The 15,989-nt window shown below is 68.9% G+C and carries 14 protein-coding genes; 9 read left to right on the top strand and 5 right to left on the bottom strand.

All coding sequences use genetic code 11. The annotated features are described in order from the left end of the window. The first annotated feature begins 23 nt into the window (after nucleotides 1–23). From pcaD to pcaG, 5 genes are read left to right on the top strand one after another with little or no spacing between them, the layout of a single operon-like run. Nucleotides 24–821, top strand: a complete 798-nt coding sequence (gene pcaD / locus TSH20_RS20595) for a 3-oxoadipate enol-lactonase (protein ID WP_109076451.1) — start codon at nucleotides 24–26, stop codon at nucleotides 819–821. Between the two features lie 14 nt (nucleotides 822–835). Next, nucleotides 836–1,234 carry a 4-carboxymuconolactone decarboxylase gene (pcaC, locus tag TSH20_RS20590; protein ID WP_109076507.1) on the top strand — a complete coding sequence of 133 codons (399 nt, stop codon included), beginning with the start codon at nucleotides 836–838 and terminating at the stop codon, nucleotides 1,232–1,234. Between the two features lie 21 nt (nucleotides 1,235–1,255). Then, nucleotides 1,256–2,629: a 3-carboxy-cis,cis-muconate cycloisomerase gene (locus TSH20_RS20585; RefSeq protein ID WP_109076450.1), complete on the top strand. Its 1,374-nt coding sequence runs from the start codon at nucleotides 1,256–1,258 to the stop codon at nucleotides 2,627–2,629. Nucleotides 2,630–2,654: 25 nt separating this feature from the next. After that, the gene (gene pcaH / locus TSH20_RS20580) at nucleotides 2,655–3,377 is read left to right on the top strand and encodes a protocatechuate 3,4-dioxygenase subunit beta (RefSeq protein ID WP_109076449.1); all 723 of its coding nucleotides are present in this window, start codon (nucleotides 2,655–2,657) and stop codon (nucleotides 3,375–3,377) included. A 6-nt stretch (nucleotides 3,378–3,383) separates the two neighbouring features. Further along, entirely contained in the window at nucleotides 3,384–3,941 is a 558-nt protein-coding gene (gene pcaG, locus TSH20_RS20575; RefSeq protein WP_109076448.1) for a protocatechuate 3,4-dioxygenase subunit alpha, read from the top strand. Between the two features lie 208 nt (nucleotides 3,942–4,149). Here pcaG and TSH20_RS20565 read toward each other — a convergent pair whose 3' ends face one another. The 5 genes from TSH20_RS20565 to TSH20_RS20545 form a co-directional block, all read right to left on the bottom strand. Beyond that, nucleotides 4,150–6,213 (bottom strand): methyl-accepting chemotaxis protein, encoded by a 2,064-nt coding sequence (locus TSH20_RS20565; RefSeq protein ID WP_247871323.1) that lies wholly within the window; start codon nucleotides 6,211–6,213, stop codon nucleotides 4,150–4,152. A 314-nt stretch (nucleotides 6,214–6,527) separates the two neighbouring features. Then, entirely contained in the window at nucleotides 6,528–7,535 is a 1,008-nt protein-coding gene (locus TSH20_RS20560) for a TRAP transporter substrate-binding protein (RefSeq protein WP_109076446.1), read from the bottom strand. 55 nt (nucleotides 7,536–7,590) lie between these two features. Beyond that, a complete protein-coding gene (locus TSH20_RS20555) occupies nucleotides 7,591–8,868 on the bottom strand; it encodes a TRAP transporter large permease subunit (protein WP_109076445.1) in 1,278 nt (425 codons plus the stop codon). A gap of 39 nt (nucleotides 8,869–8,907) precedes the next feature. Further along, on the bottom strand, nucleotides 8,908–9,525 hold the full coding sequence (locus tag TSH20_RS20550; protein ID WP_247871322.1) for a TRAP transporter small permease: 618 nt from the start codon (nucleotides 9,523–9,525) through the stop codon (nucleotides 8,908–8,910). Then, nucleotides 9,522–10,127 (bottom strand): gluconokinase, encoded by a 606-nt coding sequence (locus TSH20_RS20545; protein ID WP_109076444.1) that lies wholly within the window; start codon nucleotides 10,125–10,127, stop codon nucleotides 9,522–9,524. Before TSH20_RS20545 ends, TSH20_RS20550 begins: the two co-directional genes overlap by 4 nt. 370 nt (nucleotides 10,128–10,497) lie before the next feature. On the opposite strand from TSH20_RS20545, the gene TSH20_RS20540 reads away from it, so the two are divergent. The 4 genes from TSH20_RS20540 to TSH20_RS20525 all read left to right on the top strand — a co-directional run. After that, nucleotides 10,498–11,562, top strand: a complete 1,065-nt coding sequence (locus TSH20_RS20540) for a LacI family DNA-binding transcriptional regulator (protein WP_247871321.1) — start codon at nucleotides 10,498–10,500, stop codon at nucleotides 11,560–11,562. A gap of 137 nt (nucleotides 11,563–11,699) precedes the next feature. Further along, nucleotides 11,700–13,202 (top strand): thymidine phosphorylase family protein, encoded by a 1,503-nt coding sequence (locus tag TSH20_RS20535; RefSeq protein ID WP_109076443.1) that lies wholly within the window; start codon nucleotides 11,700–11,702, stop codon nucleotides 13,200–13,202. Between the two features lie 22 nt (nucleotides 13,203–13,224). Then, nucleotides 13,225–14,844, top strand: coding sequence for an MBL fold metallo-hydrolase (locus tag TSH20_RS20530; protein WP_109076442.1), 1,620 nt, complete (start codon nucleotides 13,225–13,227; stop codon nucleotides 14,842–14,844). Continuing rightward, nucleotides 14,841–15,989, top strand: a 1,149-nt coding sequence (locus tag TSH20_RS20525; protein WP_247874496.1) for an HlyD family efflux transporter periplasmic adaptor subunit, incomplete at its 3' end; no start/stop codon positions are given. The genes TSH20_RS20530 and TSH20_RS20525, both read left to right, overlap by 4 nt.

Below are 15,989 nucleotides of genomic sequence, written 5' to 3'. Positions count from 1 at the left end.
CAACCACCACAGGCGGACCCCCCATGCCCTTCCTCGAAGCCGCCGGCATCACCCAGCACTACGACCTGACCGGCCCGGACGACGCGCAGGTGCTGCTGTTCGCCAACTCCATCGGCACCAGCTTCCACATCTGGGACGCCGTGGTGCCCCTGCTGTCGCAGCGCTACCGCGTGCTCCGCTACGACATGCGCGGCCACGGCCTGACCCAGGTGACGCCGGTCACCGAGGATGCCGGCTACAGCATGGACCTGCTGGCCGACGACGCTGCCGGCCTGCTCGACGCGCTCGGCATCGAGCGCGCCCATGTCTGCGGCCTGTCGATCGGCGGCATGATGGCGCAGCGCCTCGCCGTCAAGGCGCCCGGCCGAATCCACGGCCTGATCCTGTGCGACACCGCCGGCGTCATCGGCCCGCAATCGGTCTGGACCGACCGCATCGCCGCCATCCGCGCCCGCGGCATGACCGCGATTTCCGACGGGGTGATGGTCCGCTGGTTCACCCAAGCGTTCCGCGACAGCCGTCCCGACCAGATCCGCGGCTACACCGCCATGGTCGCCCGCACCACCGAAGACGGCTATGTCGGCTGTTCGATGGCGATCCGCGATGCCGACCTGCGTGCCGCCAACGCCGCCATCACCGCCCCCACCCTGGTGATCTGCGGCGAGCATGACGTCGCCACCCCGCCCGATTCCGCCCGCGAACTGGCTGCCGGCATTCCCGGCGCCCGCTTCGAGCTGCTGCCCGGCGCCGCCCACATCCCCGGCGTCGAAAAGCCGGCGGAGCTGGCCGCCCTGATCGGCGGATTCCTGAGGGACCTGTGATGAAGGACCCAGAGATGAAGGATAAGGATCTCTACGACCGCGGCATGACGGTTCGCCGTTCGGTCCTGGGCGACGCCCATGTCGACCGCTCGCTGGAGCGCGCCACCGAGTTCGACGCCGATTTCCAGGAGTTCATCACCAAGACCGCCTGGGGCCAGATCTGGACCCGGCCGGGCCTGGACATCCGGACGCGCAGCATGCTGACCATCGCCATGCTGGCGGCGCTCGGCAAGGACGGCGAGCTGAAGCTGCACATCCGCGCCACCCGCAACACCGGCGTCACCCGCGACGAGGTCAAGGAAATCCTGATGCAGGCCGCCGTCTATGCCGGCGTCCCCGCCGGAAACCACGCCATGGCGCTGGCCCGCGCGGTCTATGCCGAGATGGACGAAGAGGACGCCCAACGAGGGTGAAAAGTAAGGGGTGAGCCGACCATGACCGCCATCCACCATGCCGACCCGCTGCTCGACCCGCTCTTCACCAGCGACGCGGCGGCCGATGCCTTCTCCCCGACCGCAAGGCTGCAAGCCATGCTGGATTTCGAGGCGGCGCTGGCGCGGGCGGAGGCGGCGGTCGGCGTCATCCCCGCCCGTGCCGTTCCGGCCATCGAGGCAGCCTGCCGGGCCGACCTCTACGACCTGGCCGCGCTGGGGGCGGAGGCGGCGCTGGCCGGCAACACCGCGATCCCGGTGGTCAAGCACCTGACCCGCGCGGTGAAGACCGCCGACGAGGAATCCTCCCGCTACGTCCACTGGGGCGCCACCAGCCAGGACGCGATGGACAGCGGCCTGATGCTGCAGCTGCGCCGCTTCCTCGACGGCCTCGACGCCGATCTGGCAGCGCTGGCCGACGGCTTGGCCGACCTCGCCGACCGCCACCGCGCCACGCCGATGGTCGCCCGCACGTGGTTGCAGCACGCCCTGCCCACCACCTTCGGCCTGAAGGCCGCCGGCTGGCTCGACGCGCTGGGCCGCGACCGCGATCGGATCACCGCGTCCCGCAGCCGCCTCGCCCTGCAATTCGGCGGCGCCGCAGGAACGCTTGCCGCATTGGGCGATGCCGGCCCGGCGGTGGCGGAGGCCCTGGCCGGCGAACTCGGCCTCCCCCTGCCCGCCCTGCCCTGGCACGCCAGCCGCGACCGCATCACGGAACTGGCGTCATCCCTCGGCATCCTCGGCGGCACGCTCGGCACGCTGGGCCGCGACATCTCCTTGATGATGCAGATGGAGGTCGCCGAAGCCTTCGAGCCGTCCGCCCCCGGCCGCGGCGGCTCCTCCACCATGCCGCACAAGCGCAACCCGGTGTCCTGCGCCGTCCTGCTCTCCACCGCCATCCGCGCCCCGGCCCTGGTCGGCGGGCTGCTGGCCGCGCAGGTGCAGGAGCATGAACGCGGCCTCGGCGGCTGGCATGCCGAGTGGCAGGCGCTGCCCGACCTCTGCCGCCTCGTCGCCGGCGCCGCCCGCCATGCCCGCGAGACCATCGCCGGCCTGACCATCGATGCCGAGCGCATGCGCGCCAACCTCGACCTGACCCGCGGCCTGATCCTGGCCGAAGCCGTCACCATGGCGCTGGGCGACCGCATGGGCCGCATGGCCGCCCATTCCCGCGTCGCCGAGGCCAGCCGCCGCGCATCCTCCTCCGCCCGCCCGCTACGCGACGTGCTGGCCGAGGATGCCGAGCTGGTGCAGGCGCTGGGTTCGGACGCCCTCGACCGCCTGTTCGACCCGCTGAACTACACCGGCTCCGCCTCCCACTTCATCGACCGCGTGCTCGATCACCACCGACAAACACAAGATCGGCAAAGCTGACCGCTCCCAAGGAGGGACCCCCAAGATGGACACAGCCGTTCACGAGGCGGAGGGTGATTTCAGCCCCCGCGATTGGGCGCAACACCCGCCCTACCTGTCGCCGCTCTACAAATCGACGGTGCTGCGCTCGCCGTCCAAGCCGCTGATCCCGATGAAGCAGTGCCTGTCGGTGCGCAGCGGCCCGGTGTTCGGCCATGACAGCGTCGATCCGCTCGACAACGACCTGACGAAGAACGGCCGCGTCAACGGCGAGCCGATCGGCGAGCGCATGATCGTCACCGGCCGCGTGCTGGACGAGAGCGGCCGGCCGGTGCCGCACACGCTGCTGGAGATCTGGCAGGCCAACGCCTGCGGCCGCTACGTCCACCGCTGGGACCAGCATGATGCGCCGCACGACCCCAACTTCTTCGGAGCCGGCCGCTGCATCACCGACGATCAGGGCCGCTACCGCTTCACCACGATCAAGCCCGGCGCCTATCCCTGGGGCAACCACCACAATGCGTGGCGTCCGGCGCACATCCATTTCTCGCTGTTCGGGCCGTCCTTCCTGACCCGTCTGGTCACCCAGATGTATTTCCCGAGCGACCCGCTTCTGCCGCTCGACCCCATCTACAACGGGGTGCCGGAGGGCGCGCGCGAGCTGCTGGTCTCCCGCTTCTCCATCGACGTGACCGAGCCGGTGTGGGCGCTCGGCTATGAATTCGACATCGTCCTGCGCGGACGCCAGGCCACGCCGATGGAGGGCTGACCCGAGATGACCACGATGCTGAAACAGACCCCGTCCCAGACCGTCGGCCCCTATTTCGCCTATGCCTGGACGCCGGAACTCTACGGCCGCCGCCCGCTGGCGACCAACCGGCTGGCGACACGCGACATGCCGGGCGAGCACATCCGCATCGAGGGCGTCGTCTATGACGGCGAAGGCCAGCCTATCCGCGACTGCGTGGTGGAGATCTGGCAGGCCGGCGCCGACGGCCGCCACGCCCCCGGTGCGGCAGGCTTCGGCCGCTGCGGCACCAACGACGCCGGCTATTACTTCTTCGACACGGTGAAGCCCGGTGTTTGCGACCCCGGCCACGCCCCGCACATCGCGGTGACGGTGTTCGCCCGCGGCATGTTGAGCCACGCCTTCACCCGCCTGCACTTCTCCGACGAGACTGCGGCGAACGCTGCGGACCCGGTGCTGACCACCGTTCCGCCCGACCGCCGCGACACCCTGATCGCCCAGCGCGCCGAAGTGCCGGGCGGCGTGGTCTACCGCTTCGACATCCGCCTGCAGGGCGAGGGGGAGACGGTGTTTTTTGATTGTTGAGGGGGCGAGGTTAGACCCCCACCCTAACCCTCCCCCGCTGGGCGGGGGAGGGGATTGGTGCTTGTTCGGGAGGGCGGCGGCAGTCCCTCCCCCGCCCAGCTCTCGCACAAAGCCTTGCTTTGTGCTGACGCGGCAGGCGGACCATAGGTCCGCTGAGAGCGGGGGAGGTTAGGTGGGGGTCTAGCTCCACAAGGAGCCGACGCCCAACTCACCCCTCCCGGATCGTCGCCACGAAGCGCTGCACTTCGGTCCGCAGCTGCGCCGACTGGTGAGACAGCGTGTCGGCCGCCGCCCGCGCCTGGGAGGCCATGCTGCCGGTCTCGCTGGCGGCGCGGGTGACGCCCTCGATGTTGGTGGACACCTCGCGGGTGCCGGCGGCGGCCTGTTGGACGTTGCGGCTGATCTCGCGGGTCGCCGCCCCCTGCTCCTCCGCCGCGGCGGCGACGGCGGTGACCGTCTCGCTGATGCCGACGATGGTGCGGCCGATGGCCTGGATGGCGCCGACGGCGCTGCCGCTGACCGACTGGATCTCGGCGATCTGGGCGGCGATCTCCTCCGTCGCCTTGGCGGTCTGGCTGGCGAGGTTCTTCACCTCCTGCGCCACGACGGCGAAGCCCTTGCCGGCCTCCCCCGCCCGCGCCGCCTCGATGGTGGCGTTCAGCGCCAGCAGGTTGGTCTGGCCGGCGATGGACTGGATCAGGTTCACCACGTCGCCGATCTTCTGCGCCGCTTCGGCCAAGCCGGCGACGGTGCCGTTGGTCTTCTCGACCTCGCCCACCGCGTCGTTCGCCATGCGCGACGAGGCGGCGATGCGCTGGTTGATCTCCTCGATGGAGTGGGCCAGCTCCTCCGCCGCGGCGGCCACCGTCTGCACGTTGCTGCTGGCGACGTCGGCGGCGCTGGCGACGGCGGAGGCCTGCGCGTTGGTCTGCTCGGCGATGGCCGACAGCCCTTCCGAATCGGTGCGGATCAGCTCCGCCTGCTCGGTCACGCTGGCGACCACACCGCCGACCGTGCCCTCGAACCGGTCGGCCATGCGGGCCAGATCCTGCCTGCGCCGTTCGGCGGCCTGCGCCTCGTCCCGGCGGCGCTGCTCCTCCATCTCGGCGACGCGGCCGGCATTCTCCTTGAACAGTTGCAGCGCCTTGTTGATCGACCCGATCTCGTCGGCGCGGTCGCGGTCGCGCACCTCCACGTCCTGCCGGCCGGCGGTCAGCGCCTCCACCGTCGCGATGATCCGGCGCAGCGGCGTGCCGACGATGGTCCGGGTCGACAGCCACAGCGCCAGCAGCAGGCCGACGGTCAGCAGCACGGCGCCGACGGCGATGAAGCTGCGCAGTTCCTCCTTCGGCGCCTCGATCTGGTTCATCGGCAGATTGATCAACACCGACCAGGGCGTGCCGGAATCGCCGATCTCGACCGGCCGGAACAGCTGCTTGACCTCGGTCTTCAGGCTGGCCGACACCGAGAAATGGGCGAAGGTCTTGCCGTCGCGGATGGCGGGCAACGCCTCCTTCAGCCGTTCGTTGGTCTGCAGGATCGACTTGCCCATATGGTCGGCGTTGCTGTAGCCGGCCCACAGGCCGCCGTTGGAGATCAGGAAGACAGACCCCGTCCCGAAAGGCTTCGCCGTCTTCAGCTCGTTCCAGATCTCGTCGGTGGCGATGTCGACGCCGGCGACGCCGACGAACTTGCCGCCTTCCATGATCGGAACCACCAGCGACACCATCAGGATGGTCTTGCCGGCCACCACATAGCTGTAGGGTTCGACGATCACCTCCTTGCCGGTGCGCTTGGCCTGCTGGTAGTAGAGGCCGTCGGGGCCGGGGTCGTCATAGGCGGTCAGCGCCTCCAACTGGACCTTGCCGCTGCCGCGGTTCCAATAGGAAATGAAGCGGCCGCTGGCGTCGCTGCCGGCGCTGTTGACGAAGTCGGAGTCCTTGCCGTCCAGCGCGTTCGGCTCCATGCCGACCCACACGCCGATCAGGGCGGGATTGCTCTCCAACAGGCTCTTCAGCCAGTCGTTCAGCTTTGCGCGGTCGGCGACGCCGCTGCGTTTCAGGCTCAGCAGGGTGGTCCGCATCAGGCGGCTGATGTTCATGGCGTCGTTCAGGCGCCGCTCGACGGTTTCGGCATGGTATTTGCCAAGTTCGTCCCCGACCTTGAAGGACAAGGCGTCGGTATCGGCCCCGCTCTTGGCGGAGATCACGACCGTGCCGATCCCCAGCCCGACCAGCAGAACCACGCCGATCGCCAAAACCAGTTTGGTCACCAAAGGCAACTTCTTGAACATCGATGATCCCCACGACATACCCGGACAAGGGTCCGACACCCCCTTACCGACTGTCGCGCAGTTCTGTTAAATTGAAGTAAATTAATTGCTAATATATCTGTCATCCCAACAGATGAAGAGGAAAACTTTCAAAAATGGCAAGCGCTCATACCTTGGTCTGAAAGTTCATACTTTGGGACCATCACCCGAATCTTTCGGGCGCATACAACCTTCACTCCGCGACACAAAGAAAAAGGGGCGGACCGGTCGTCCCGGTCCGCCCCCTTCACAACGTCGGCATGCGTCGCCCGTGATTACTTCCGGGCGGCGGCGATGGCGGACTGCAGGTCCTTCAGCACCTCGGCACCGCCGTCGGCGGCGTACTTGTCGAAGGCCGGCTTGACCATCTCGCGCATGCGGTCCAGCTCGGCCGGGCTCAGCTCGTTGATCTGCATGCCCTTTTCCTTCAGGTAGGCCACGCTCTGGGCCGAGGCCTCGCGGCTGTCCTTGCGTTCGAAATCGCGCGAGGCGACGGCGGCCTCGTTCAGGATCTTCTTCTCGTCCGCCGACAGGCCGTCGTACCAGCGCTTGCTGGCCAGCATGATCCACGGGCTGTAGACGTGGCGGGAAATGGTCAGGTACTTCTGGACTTCATAGAACTTGGATGACTGGATGGTGGTGACCGGGTTCTCCTGGCCGTCGACCGTGCCGGTCTCCAGCGCGGTGAACAGCTCGGAGAAGGCCAGCGGCACCGCGTTGGCGCCGAAGCGGTTGAACATGTCGATGTAGACCGGGTTCTGCATCACGCGCAGCTTGATGCCGCCCATGTCCTCGACCTTGGTGATCGGGCGCTTGCTGTTGGTCAGGTTGCGGAAGCCGTTCTCCCAATAGACCAGCCCGACCAGCCCCTTGTCGTTCAGCGACTTCAGCAGCTTCTCGCCGAACGGGCCGTCCAGCACGGCGTCGGCTTCCTTCTCGTTGTTGAACAGGAAGGGCAGGTCATAGACGCCGAAATCCTTGACGATGCCGACCAGCGTGGCGGTGGAGCCGACCATCATCTCCTGCGCGCCGCCGATCAGGGCGTTCTGCATCTGGATGTCGCTGCCCAGGCTGGCGTCGCCGAAGCCCTTCAGCTTGAGCTTGCCGCCGCTGCGCTTGGACAGTTCGTCGGCGAAATACTTCACCGCCCGGCCCTGGTTGCTGCTCTCCGACAGGCCGTAGCCGAAGCGGATGATGCGGGTCTTCACGTCCTGTGCGGAGGCCGTGATCGGGGCGAGCAGGGCGGCGGCGATGCCGGTGGCGAGCAGCAGTTTGCGGAACATGGGTGTCGAACTCCCTTGAGATCTGGTGTTTCGTTCTGATTGGTCTTGGTAGGCGTCAATGGAACAGGTGCAGCGGCATGGTGACGATCTCCGGCACGGCGATCAGCAGGCCGAGCAGGACGATGTAGGTGAGCAGGAAGGGCCAGATGCCCTTGGTGGCGCTTTCCAGCGAGATGCGGGCGACGCCGCACACCACGTTCAGCACCGTGCAGACCGGCGGATGGATCAGGCCCAGCGTGCCGATCAGGACGAACATCACGCCGAAATAGGTCGGGTCGATGCCGGCCTTGATCGCCAGCGGGGTCAGCACCGGCCCCAGCACCAGGATGGTCGGCGTCAGATCCATCACCGTGCCGACGGCCAGCAGCAGGAAGGCGATGGCCAGCATCAGCAGCTTGGGATGGCTCATCAGCGGGGCCAGCAGCTCCGTCATCTGCTGCGGCAGGTCGGCCAGCGTCACCATGTAGGACGACACCAGCGCGGCGGCGCACAGGAACATGACCGTGCTGGTGGTGCGCGCCGCCTGGACCAGCAGCGGGACCAGTTGCGGCAGCGTGACCTGACGGTAGACGAACAGCGCGACGAACAGCGAATAGACGGCGGCGACCACCGCGGCCTCGGTCGGCGTGAAGATGCCGCCGCGCAGGCCGCCGATGATGATGACCGGCAGGGCCAGCGCCCAGACGCCGTCGCCCAGCGCCTTCAGCCGCTCCCGCCCGCTCGCCTTCGGCTGCAGCTTCACCGTCATGTCGCGGACGACGAAGATCCAGGCGCAGACCAGACCGATGCCCATCAGCAGGCCGGGGACGATGCCGCCCATGAACAGCGCGCTGATCGAGGTGTTGGTGGTCACGCCGAAGATGATGAAGGGCATGCTGGGCGGGATGATCGGGGCGATGATGCCGCCCGACGCGATCAGGCCGGCGGAGCGCGGCACCGGATAGCCGTGGTCGCGCATCATCGGGATCAGCAGGGTCGCCAGCGCGGCGGTGTCGGCGATGGCCGAGCCCGACAGGCTGGCCAGCATCACCGAGGCGCCGATGGTGACGTATCCCAGACCGCCCTTGATGTGGCCGACCAGGCTGACCGCCAGGTTGATGATGCGCTGGGAGATGCCGCCGGCGTTCATCAGCTCGCCGGCCAGGATGAAGAAGGGCACCGCCATCAGCGGATAGTTGTCGGCGCCGCTCAGCATGTTCTGGGCGACCAGCTGGGCGTCGAAGAAGTCGAGATGGACCATCAGCGCGACGCCGGTCAGCATCAGCGCGAAGGCGATGGGCATGCCGAGCAGCATGAAGCCGAACAGCGAGCCCAGGAAAATGGTGAGCGTCATGGCGGCGTCTCCGTCCGCAGGAAATCTATCGGTCTGGGCTCAGTGCTTGGCGACGGCGGCGCCGTGGCCGGCCGGATGGCCGGCGCCATGAGCGGCGCCATGTCCACCGGCGGGTGCCGGCGGCGCAACGGCAGGCCCGTGCGATTCCGGATGGTCCAGGGTGGTGTCGGGATCGCCGGGGATGCGGGCACCCGGCTGGTTGGTGACGATCCGCCACAGGTTCGCCAGCACGGTCAGCGCCATGGCGATGGCCGGGAAGAAGCCCGCCGCCGCATAGAAGGCCATGGGGAAGCGCAGGACGGTGGAGAAGGTCTCCATGCCGATCAGCAGCTGGATCCAGCTTCCCTGCACGAACAGCCACAGGGCGTAGAGCATCATCAGGTGCGCGATCACCGCGCAGGCCCGGCGGACCTTGAACGGCAGGCGGCTCTGCAGGATCTCCAACCCCAGATGCCGCTGGTGGCGCAGCGCCACGGTGGCGCCCAGGAACACCAGCCAGACGAACATCAGCCGCGCGATCTCCTCCGCCGCGACGATGCCGCTGTTGAAGACATAGCGCAGGACGACGTTGCCGAAGACGAGACCGACCATGACCGCCAGCATCAGCGCCATGATCCATTCGGTGACCCGCTCCAGCAGATCAGCAACGCGCTTCATGCGTTCCTCCCAAAACTAGCGCCGCCGGTCAGGCGGGCATGCGCATCGGCGACGATGGCCTCGGCCGGCAGCGTCACCTCGTAGGACAGCACCGGCTCGTCGGCCGCCGGCATCTCCAGATCGGCGAACTGGCTGTCGACCAGCGCCATCGGCATGAAATGGGCGGTCCGCGCCCCCATGCGCGAGGCGATCAGCGCCTTGTCGCCGTGCAGGTGCAGGAACACCACCCGTTTGCAGTCGCCGCGCAGCCGGTCGCGATAGCGCCGCTTCAGCGCCGAACAGGCGACGACCAGCCCCCTGCCCTCGCGGTCGGCATCGGCGATGAAGCCGGCCAGCGTGCCCAGCCAGCCGTCGCGGTCGGCGTCGGTCAGCGGGATGCCGGCCGACATCTTCTCGATGTTGGCAGGCGGGTGGTGGGCGTCGCCCTCGATGAATTCATGGCCCAGGGCCAGGGCCAGCGTCTGGCCGACGCTGGATTTGCCGCAGCCGGCCACGCCCATCACCACGACGATCAGCGGTTCGGCGCCGGCCGCATTCCCGGACGGAGGTTCGGTCAGAGGGGCGGTCATGCCGGAGGACGGCGCGATGGGGGGACCGTTCATGAGGCTCATGTTCCCGAATACCGGTGCGGGACGGCGTCCGCGACCAGGGTCGCGGCGGGCCACGCACTGACAAGGTTATGTTAGCGCTATCATTCGCGGGTCACTGAGAGGTCTACGACCATGGAGGCCGGACTGCACGGATGACGCCGAGACGAGTTGCTGATACTGTTAGCGCTAACCTTGACGCGCGTAAAGAGTTTTGTTTGAGTTGCGGACAAACTGATCGGGGATGGCCGCGGGTTGCAGGCTCAAGCTCTGCATGGCATGCGGCTGTTGCTGAGCATGATACACATCGGTGACCGGCGAGCCCGCGCGACCTTCCGTCGCGCCGGCCGGAATCGGATCGCCGGAATTGAAAGGACGAAGCCCTGTGACGACCCGTGGCGGTGATCGGCCAGCATCCTCGGCGGTCAAGACGCGCAAGCCGCGCTCCTCGCGCACCGGCCGCGCCACCATGGCGGACGTGGCGGAGCGGGTGGGCATCAGCGCCATCACCGTCTCGCGCGCCTTCAAGCGGCCGGAGCTGGTGGCGCCGGAGCTTCGCCAGCGCATCCTCGACACCGCCCAGTCGATGGGCTACGTGCCGAATCAGGCCGCGAGCGCGCTCGCCTCGGCGCGGTCGATGACGGTGGCGGTGCTGATCCCGTCGATGACCAACATGGTCTTCGTCGAGACGCTGGCCGGCATCCACGACATGCTGCTGCCGCGCGGCTACCGCGCCCTGATCGGCGTCACCCACTATTCCCCGGTGGAGGAGGAGCGGCTGATCCGCACCTACCTGCAGTTCCAGCCCGACGGCATCCTGCTGACCGGCACCGACCATACGGAGGTCACCCGCACCTATCTGTCGGCCCTCTCCAGCCCGACCGTCCACATGATGGAGCTGCTGGACGACCCCGACAGCCTCAGCGTCGGCTGTTCGCAGGAGGAGGGCGGCCGGCTGATGACCACCCACCTGCTGGAGCGCGGTTACCGCCGCATCGGCTTCGTCGCCGTGCAGCTCGATCCCCGCACGCTGGCCCGCCTCGACGGCTACCGCCACGCGCTGGAGGAGGCGGGGCTGTATGACGAAAAGCGCGTCTGGCGCCTGCCCGACCCGTCCTCCATCCACCTCGGCGCGGCGATGATCGACCGGCTGATGGCGGAGAACAGCGACTGCGACGCCGTCTTCTTCTGCAACGACGACTTGGCCCAAGGAGCGTTGTTCCAGTGCCAGCGGCGCGGCATCCGCGTGCCAGACCAGCTCGCCGTCGCCGGCTTCAACGACCTGCCGGCGTCGGCCTGGACCACTCCGACGCTGACCACCGTCGCCACGCCGCGCTACGCCATCGGCCGCCACGCCGCCGCCATGCTGCTCGACCTGATGGACGGCAAGGAGCCGCCGCAACGCCGCCTCGACCTCGGCCTGACCTTCATCGCGCGGGAGAGCACGTGAGGGGGAGTGGTTGCCCCCCAAACCACACCCCCTCCGCCCCGCCAATGATCCGGATCAACCGCGGCGCGTAAGGCCCAACATGGCAGCCTCGCAGGCTCGGCGTCGCTAAGCGGCGGGGCCGGGCGTAGACTGTGCGTATGCTGACGCTTCGACATCTGGCGATCGACACCGTCCGGGAAAACGTCGCCTTCCTCAACCGCCGCTGCACCCGGTACCATGTCGAGGATTTCCTCGGGCTGGGCCGGGTGGAGGTGCGGAACGACGGCCGCTCCCTGCTGGCGGTGCTGAACATCGTCGACGACCCCGCCATCGTCGCCCCCGACGAAATCGGCCTGTCCGACCCCGCCTTCGGCCAGCTCGGCCTTGCGGAGGGCTCCGCCGTCCATCTCGTCCCCCCGACCCCGCCGGAGAGTTTCGAGCTGGTGCGCGCCAAGGTCGGCGGCGCCGCCCTGACCGACGACCAGCTTGCCGCCATCATCCGCGACATCACCGACCAGCGTTACTCCAAGATCGAGATCGCCGCCTTCCTGATCGCCTGCGCCAGCTTCATGACGACGGCGGAGGTTCTGGGCCTGACCCGCGCCATGGTCGCCGCCGGCACCCGGCTGCATTGGGACGGCCCCAACGGTATCGCGGGCGCCATCGCCGACAAGCACTGCATCGGCGGCATCCCCGGCAACCGCACCTCGATGATCGTCGTGCCGATCGTCGCCGCCCACGGCCTGCCGATCCCCAAGACGTCATCGCGCGCCATCACCTCGCCCGCCGGCACCGCCGACACCATGGAGGTGCTGGCCAACGTCGACGTGCCGATGGAGCGCATGCAGGCCCTGGTGCGCGAGGCCAAGGGCTGCCTGGTCTGGGGCGGCCATGTCCGGCTGTCGCCGGCCGACGACATCCTGATCTCGGTCGAACGTCCGCTCGCCATCGACACCCGCGAACAGCTGGTCGCCTCCATCCTGTCGAAGAAGGTGGCGGCCGGCTCCACCCATCTGCTGATCGACATCCCCGTCGGCCCCAGCGCCAAGATCCGCAGCGCCGGCGATGCGGTGCGCCTGCGCAAGCTGTTCGAGCATGTCGGCGACCGGCTCGGCCTGACGCTGGAGGTGGCGATCACCGACGGCTCGCAGCCGGTCGGGCGCGGCATCGGCCCGGTGCTGGAGGCGCGCGACGTGATGGCCGTTCTGCGCAACGACCCGGCATGCCCCGCCGACCTGAAGGAACGCGCCCTGCTGCTGGCCGGCCGCATCCTGGAATTCGACCCCGCCGTCCGCGGCGGCAGCGGCAACCGCCGGGCGCGCGACCTGCTGGAATCCGGCGCCGCCTTGGCCTCGATGGAACGGATCATCGCCATGCAGGGTCCGCCGCCCGCCGTGGCGACGCTGGGATCCCTGGTCGCCGAGGTCGCCTCCCCCGTCGACGGGGTGGTATCGTCACTCGACTGCTACCGCCTCGCCCGCATCGCCCGGCTGGCCGGCGCGCCGACCGACAAGGGCGCCGGCATCGATCTGCTGCGCAAGGTCGGCGACCCGGTGCGCCGGGGCGAGCCGCTGTACCGCATCCACGCCAGCACAAACGCCGACTTCACCTTCGCCCAGGCCTATGCCGCCGACGACAATGGGGTGCGGGTGGTGGGGTGACGACCAGCCAAGGAGCCAACCAATGTCCCTGTCGCTGACCTTCCATGGTGCCGCCGGCACGGTGACCGGCTCCTGCTTCCGCCTGTCCACGCCGAACGGCGACGTGCTGATCGATTGCGGCATGTTCCAGGGCACCAAGACGATCCGGGAGCTGAACTACCGCCCCTTCCCCTTCGATCCGTCCTCGATCGCCGCGGTCCTGCTGACCCACGCCCACATCGACCATTCCGGCCTGCTGCCGAAGCTGACCCGCCTCGGCTTCCGCGGCCGCGTCTACGCCACCGGCGGCACGGTGGACCTGCTGGAATACATGCTGCCCGACAGCGGCTACATCCAGGAGGGCGAAGTGGAGCGGCTGAACCGCCGCAACCGCCAGCGCGGCCGGGCCGCCGTCCAGCCGATCTACACCCAGGACGACGCCATCCGCAGCCTGCGCCGGCTCCGCCGTGTCGAATACGACCGCTGGATCGAGATCCTGCCCGGCCTGCGCGCCCGCTTCTGGCAGGCCGGCCACATCCTTGGTTCCTCCTCCGTCGAGATCGAAGCCATAAGCGGCTTTGACACTGGCGCTGGCGAACCCACCCGCATCCTGTTCTCCGGCGACATCGGCCCCGGCGGCAAGAGCTTCCACGCCGATGCCGAGGGACCGGAGCGGCCGGACTGGATGGTGCTGGAGACCACCTATGGCGACCGCGACCGCGCCGACCTGGACGAGGCCGGGCGGCAGGCGGTGCTGCGCGCCGAAGTGTCGACGGCTCTGGCGGCCGGCGGCGTCCTGCTGATCCCGGTCTTCGCGGTGGAGCGCACGCAGGAACTGCTCTACGACCTCGACTGCCTGTTCGACGGCGGCCAGCTGCCGGCGGTGGATGTCTTCCTCGATTCGCCGCTCGCCGACGCGGTGACCGGCGTTTTCCGCCGCCATCTCGACGATCTGGAGACCGACGGCGACCCCTTCACCCGCGCCAATTTCCACCATGTCCGCAGCGTGCCGGAAAGCCAGCGCCTCAACACCCTCTCCGGCGGCGCCATCATCATGGCGGCCAGCGGCATGTGCGACGCCGGCCGCATCCGCCACCACCTGAAGAACCGCCTGTGGCGTCCGCAGGACACCGTTCTTCTGGTCGGCTATCAGGCCCCCGGCACGCTGGGCCGCCTGCTGCAGGAGGGCACCCCCCGCGTCCGCATCCATGGCGAGGAAATCGCGGTGAAGGCGAAGGTCCGCTCGATCGACGTCTATTCCGGCCATGCCGACCGCACCACCCTGCTGGACTGGGTGGAGGCCCGCCACGGCGTCGGCCACGGCCTGTTCCTGGTCCATGGCGAGGAGCCCGCCCGCGCCTCCATCCGCCAAGCCCTGATCGACAAGGGCTGGTCGGCGGAGCGCATCGCCCAGCCGGCGCTGGACGATCGCGTCGACCTCGCCGCCCCGCGCCCGCTGGTGCCGGCCGACCGCCACCCGCGCCTCGCCCCGGCCGACCTCGCCGCCGGCCTCGACTGGCACAACCATTATGCCGAAGCGCTGCTGGCGCTCCGCCGCACGCTGGACGCCGCCCCCGACGACGCAACGCGCGAACGCATCCTGGCCGGCGTGATGGGCGCGCTGGACAAGGACGGCAAAGCCGGAAAGGGAGCGCAGCCATGACCGTCAAGCGCATCCTCATCGCCGTGGTCGTGCTGGCGCTGCTCGGCGCCGGTGCCGCCTATGGCTGGCGGGCGATGCAGGGCAACCGGCTGCCCGCCGGCTTCGCCTCCGGCAATGGCCGGATCGAGGCGAACGAGATCGACATCGCCACCAAATACGCCGCCCGCGTCCTGACCATCCCGGTGCAGGAGGGCGATCTGGTGGAGGCCGGCGCCGTCATCGCCACGCTCGACACCCGCGACCTGGAAGCGCAGCTCCGCTCCGCCGAGGCCCAGCTGCGCCAGGCCCGCCGCGCCCGCGACGAAGCCGCCGCCCTGGTCGCCCAGCGCGCCAGCGAGGCCGATTTCGCCGCCAAGGAGATGGAGCGGGCGCTGGTCCTGTTCGGCAAGGGCCATGTCTCCGAACAGCGTGTCGATCAGGCCCGCAACAGCCGCCGCACCGCCGACGCCGCGCTCGACGCCGCCAAGAGCCACCTCGCCAGCGCCGACGAGGCGATCACCGCCGAGGCCGGCGATGTCGACCGCCTGACCACCCTGGTCGCCGACGGCGTGCTGAAGGCGCCGCGCAAATCCCGCGTCCTCTATCGTCTGGCCGAACCCGGCGAGGTGCTGGCCGCCGGCGGCAAGGCGGCGACGCTGCTCGACCTGTCGAATGTCTACATGACCTTCTTCCTGCCGACCGACACGGCGGGCAACCTGGCGCTCGGCGCCGAGGCCCGCATCCTGCTGGACGCCGTTCCCGACATCGCGATCCCCGCCATGGTCACCTTCGTCGCCCCGCGCGCCCAGTTCACGCCCAAGCAGGTGGAGACCAAGTCCGAACGCGACCGCATGATGTTCCGCGTCAAGGCCCGCGTCCCGGAAGCGCTGGTGACCCGCTACATCGAGCGGGTGAAAACCGGCCTGACCGGCATGGCCTATGTGAGGCTGGACGACACGGCGGTCTGGCCCGACTGGCTGGAATCGAAACTGACTCGGGAGGATTCTTCCTCTCCCCAATCCATATCCCCCTCTCCCCCCCGGGGAGAGGGTCGGGGTGAGGGGGACGCACAGCGTGACTTCGCTGAGAATTCAGCGCGCTCCGCCGACCAATCCACCCCACGCTCCCCCCCCCCCCCCAACCCCCCCCCCGGGGGGGGGGGGGGG

Source organism: Azospirillum sp. TSH20 (genome assembly GCF_003115935.1).
Classification (GTDB): Bacteria; Pseudomonadota; Alphaproteobacteria; order Azospirillales; family Azospirillaceae; genus Azospirillum.
Note: the sequence above shows the minus strand (reverse complement) of the source record. Positions and strands in the feature narration are given on the sequence as shown.

What these genes read in the sequence shown, in the direction of transcription:
- pcaD (WP_109076451.1), top strand. Translation starts at nt 24, where the DNA reads ATGCCCTTCCTCGAAGCCGCCGGCATCACCCAGCACTACGACCTGACC.
- pcaC (WP_109076507.1), top strand. Translation starts at nt 836, where the DNA reads ATGAAGGATAAGGATCTCTACGACCGCGGCATGACGGTTCGCCGTTCG.
- TSH20_RS20585 (WP_109076450.1), top strand. Translation starts at nt 1,256, where the DNA reads ATGACCGCCATCCACCATGCCGACCCGCTGCTCGACCCGCTCTTCACC.
- pcaH (WP_109076449.1), top strand. Translation starts at nt 2,655, where the DNA reads ATGGACACAGCCGTTCACGAGGCGGAGGGTGATTTCAGCCCCCGCGAT.
- pcaG (WP_109076448.1), top strand. Translation starts at nt 3,384, where the DNA reads ATGACCACGATGCTGAAACAGACCCCGTCCCAGACCGTCGGCCCCTAT.
- TSH20_RS20560 (WP_109076446.1), bottom strand. Translation starts at nt 7,535, where the DNA reads ATGTTCCGCAAACTGCTGCTCGCCACCGGCATCGCCGCCGCCCTGCTC.
- TSH20_RS20555 (WP_109076445.1), bottom strand. Translation starts at nt 8,868, where the DNA reads ATGACGCTCACCATTTTCCTGGGCTCGCTGTTCGGCTTCATGCTGCTC.
- TSH20_RS20550 (WP_247871322.1), bottom strand. Translation starts at nt 9,525, where the DNA reads ATGAAGCGCGTTGCTGATCTGCTGGAGCGGGTCACCGAATGGATCATG.
- TSH20_RS20545 (WP_109076444.1), bottom strand. Translation starts at nt 10,127, where the DNA reads ATGAACGGTCCCCCCATCGCGCCGTCCTCCGGCATGACCGCCCCTCTG.
- TSH20_RS20535 (WP_109076443.1), top strand. Translation starts at nt 11,700, where the DNA reads ATGCTGACGCTTCGACATCTGGCGATCGACACCGTCCGGGAAAACGTC.
- TSH20_RS20530 (WP_109076442.1), top strand. Translation starts at nt 13,225, where the DNA reads ATGTCCCTGTCGCTGACCTTCCATGGTGCCGCCGGCACGGTGACCGGC.